This is a genomic window from Neobacillus rhizophilus (assembly GCF_018343535.1).
Classification (GTDB): Bacteria; Bacillota; Bacilli; order Bacillales; family Cytobacillaceae; genus Neobacillus; species Neobacillus rhizophilus.
In genome coordinates, this window is the sequence record NZ_JAGYPF010000014.1 from 1,389 (window position 1) to 4,772 (window position 3,384).

Annotated in this window: 3 rRNA genes (1 of these 3 cut by a window edge); all 3 read right to left on the reverse strand. The window is 49.7% G+C overall.

Annotated features, from left to right (window positions below):
- Positions 1–210 (reverse strand): 16S ribosomal RNA (locus KHA99_RS30535); it reaches 1,380 nt to the left of the window's first position.
- A gap of 425 nt (positions 211–635) precedes the next feature.
- Positions 636–752 (reverse strand): 5S ribosomal RNA (rrf, locus tag KHA99_RS30540).
- A gap of 83 nt (positions 753–835) precedes the next feature.
- Positions 836–3,384, reverse strand: a 23S ribosomal RNA gene (locus KHA99_RS30545); the annotation flags it as partial.

A 3,384-nucleotide genomic window follows, 5' to 3' on the forward strand; every position in this document is an offset into this window, starting at 1 on the left:
CTTTCAACCTTCCCTCATGCGAGGGAAGAAATTATCCGGTATTAGCTCCGGTTTCCCGAAGTTATCCCAGTCTTACAGGCAGGTTGCCCACGTGTTACTCACCCGTCCGCCGCTAACCACCGGGAGCAAGCTCCCAGGTATTCGCTCGACTTGCATGTATTAGGCACGCCGCCAGCGTTCGTCCTGAGCCAGGATCAAACTCTCCAATAAAGTTGAGTTGATTAGCTCAAAAATGTTACGTTGGCTCATGTTCTTTATATAATAGAAGAAACATGATAATTATTGTTTGTTGACGTTTTTGTTTGTTTAGTTTTCAAAGGGCAATTTTTCAGAGACAGAATAATAATATATCATCTCTTTTTTGAATAGTCAACAACTTTTTGAAGTGTTAACTTGTTTCAGTGACAGGAGTTAATTTTAGCAAAACTGTTTTTAAAAGTCAACTATTTTTCTAGAAACAAAATGCTTTTTGTTAATTCCTATCAGCGACAAATCTTATATTACTAGAATATATTATCTACGTCAATGTTTTTTTAGTTTTTTTGTACTAAGAAAATTAATCATAAAAAGCGATCCGTCTCACGCTTCACAAATCAAACAAAAAGACAACCATATTTCAGGTTGTCTTTTTGTTTGCCTGGCAGCGTCCTACTCTCACAGGGACTTGCGTCCCAACTACCATCGGCGCTGAGAAGCTTAACTTCCGTGTTCGGGATGGGAACGGGTGTGACCTTCTCGCTATTGCTACCAGACTATTTTTAGAGGTTTTCATTCCCTCAAAACTAGATAATGCAGAAGAAGTATTTAAGAACGAGTTCACCTTGCTTAATATGACTTGGTTAAGTCCTCGATCGATTAGTATCAGTCAGCTCCACACGTCACCGCGCTTCCACCTCTGACCTATCAACCTGATCATCTTTCAGGGATCTTACTAGCTTGACGCTATGGGAAATCTCATCTCGAGGGGGGCTTCATGCTTAGATGCTTTCAGCACTTATCCCGTCCGCACATAGCTACCCAGCGATGCCTTTGGCAAGACAACTGGTACACCAGCGGTGCGTCCATCCCGGTCCTCTCGTACTAAGGACAGCTCCTCTCAAATTTCCTGCGCCCACGACGGATAGGGACCGAACTGTCTCACGACGTTCTGAACCCAGCTCGCGTACCGCTTTAATGGGCGAACAGCCCAACCCTTGGGACCGACTACAGCCCCAGGATGCGATGAGCCGACATCGAGGTGCCAAACCTCCCCGTCGATGTGGACTCTTGGGGGAGATAAGCCTGTTATCCCCAGGGTAGCTTTTATCCGTTGAGCGATGGCCCTTCCATGCGGAACCACCGGATCACTAAGCCCGACTTTCGTCCCTGCTCGACTTGTAGGTCTCGCAGTCAAGCTCCCTTGTGCCTTTACACTCTGCGAATGATTTCCAACCATTCTGAGGGAACCTTTGGGCGCCTCCGTTACATTTTAGGAGGCGACCGCCCCAGTCAAACTGCCCACCTGACACTGTCTCCCACCCCGATAAGGGGTGCGGGTTAGAATTTCAATACAGCCAGGGTAGTATCCCACCGACGCCTCCACCGAAGCTGGCGCTCCGGCTTCTCAGGCTCCTACCTATCCTGTACAAGCTGTACCAAAATTCAATATCAGGCTACAGTAAAGCTCCATGGGGTCTTTCCGTCCTGTCGCGGGTAACCTGCATCTTCACAGGTACTATAATTTCACCGAGTCTCTCGTTGAGACAGTGCCCAGATCGTTACGCCTTTCGTGCGGGTCGGAACTTACCCGACAAGGAATTTCGCTACCTTAGGACCGTTATAGTTACGGCCGCCGTTTACTGGGGCTTCGATTCAGAGCTTCGCTTGCGCTAACCCCTCCTCTTAACCTTCCAGCACCGGGCAGGCGTCAGCCCCTATACTTCGCCTTGCGGCTTTGCAGAGACCTGTGTTTTTGCTAAACAGTCGCCTGGGCCTATTCACTGCGGCTCTTCGGGGCTATTCACCCCAAAAAGCACCCCTTCTCCCGAAGTTACGGGGTCATTTTGCCGAGTTCCTTAACGAGAGTTCTCTCGCTCACCTTAGGATTCTCTCCTCGCCTACCTGTGTCGGTTTGCGGTACGGGCACCTTTTATCTCGCTAGAGGCTTTTCTTGGCAGTGTGGAATCAGGAACTTCGGTACTATAATTCCCTCGGCATCACAGCTCAGCCTTAAGGTGAACGGATTTTCCTATTCACCAGCCTAACTGCTTACACGCACATATCCAGCAGTGCGCTTACCCTATCCTCCTGCGTCCCCCCATCACTCAAACGATAAAGAGGTGGTACAGGAATATCAACCTGTTGTCCATCGCCTACGCCTTTCGGCCTCGGCTTAGGTCCCGACTAACCCTGAGCGGACGAGCCTTCCTCAGGAAACCTTAGGCATACGGTGGATGAGATTCTCACTCATCTTTCGCTACTCATACCGGCATTCTCACTTCTAAGCGCTCCACCAGTCCTTACGGTCTAGCTTCAACGCCCTTAGAACGCTCTCCTACCGCGGACACCATAAGGTGTCCACCCACAGCTTCGGTGATACGTTTAGCCCCGGTACATTTTCGGCGCAGAGTCACTCGACCAGTGAGCTATTACGCACTCTTTAAATGGTGGCTGCTTCTAAGCCAACATCCTGGTTGTCTAAGCAACTCCACATCCTTTTCCACTTAACGTATACTTTGGGACCTTAGCTGGTGGTCTGGGCTGTTTCCCTTTTGACTACGGATCTTATCACTCGCAGTCTGACTCCCACGGATAAGTCATTGGCATTCGGAGTTTGTCTGAATTCGGTAACCCGATGAGGGCCCCTAGTCCAAACAGTGCTCTACCTCCAAGACTCTAACTACGTGAGGCTAGCCCTAAAGCTATTTCGGAGAGAACCAGCTATCTCCAAGTTCGATTGGAATTTCTCCGCTACCCACACCTCATCCCCGCACTTTTCAACGTGCGTGGGTTCGGGCCTCCATCCAGTGTTACCTGGACTTCACCCTGGACATGGGTAGATCACCTGGTTTCGGGTCTACGACTACATACTATTTCGCCCTATTCAGACTCGCTTTCGCTGCGGCTCCGTCTCTTCAACTTAACCTCGCATGCAATCGTAACTCGCCGGTTCATTCTACAAAAGGCACGCCATCACCCATGAACGGGCTCTGACTACTTGTAGGCACACGGTTTCAGGATCTCTTTCACTCCCCTTCCGGGGTGCTTTTCACCTTTCCCTCACGGTACTGGTTCACTATCGGTCACTAGGGAGTATTTAGCCTTGGGAGATGGTCCTCCCTGCTTCCGACCGGATTTCACGTGTCCGGCCGTACTCAGGATCCACTCAGGAGGGAACGAAGTTTC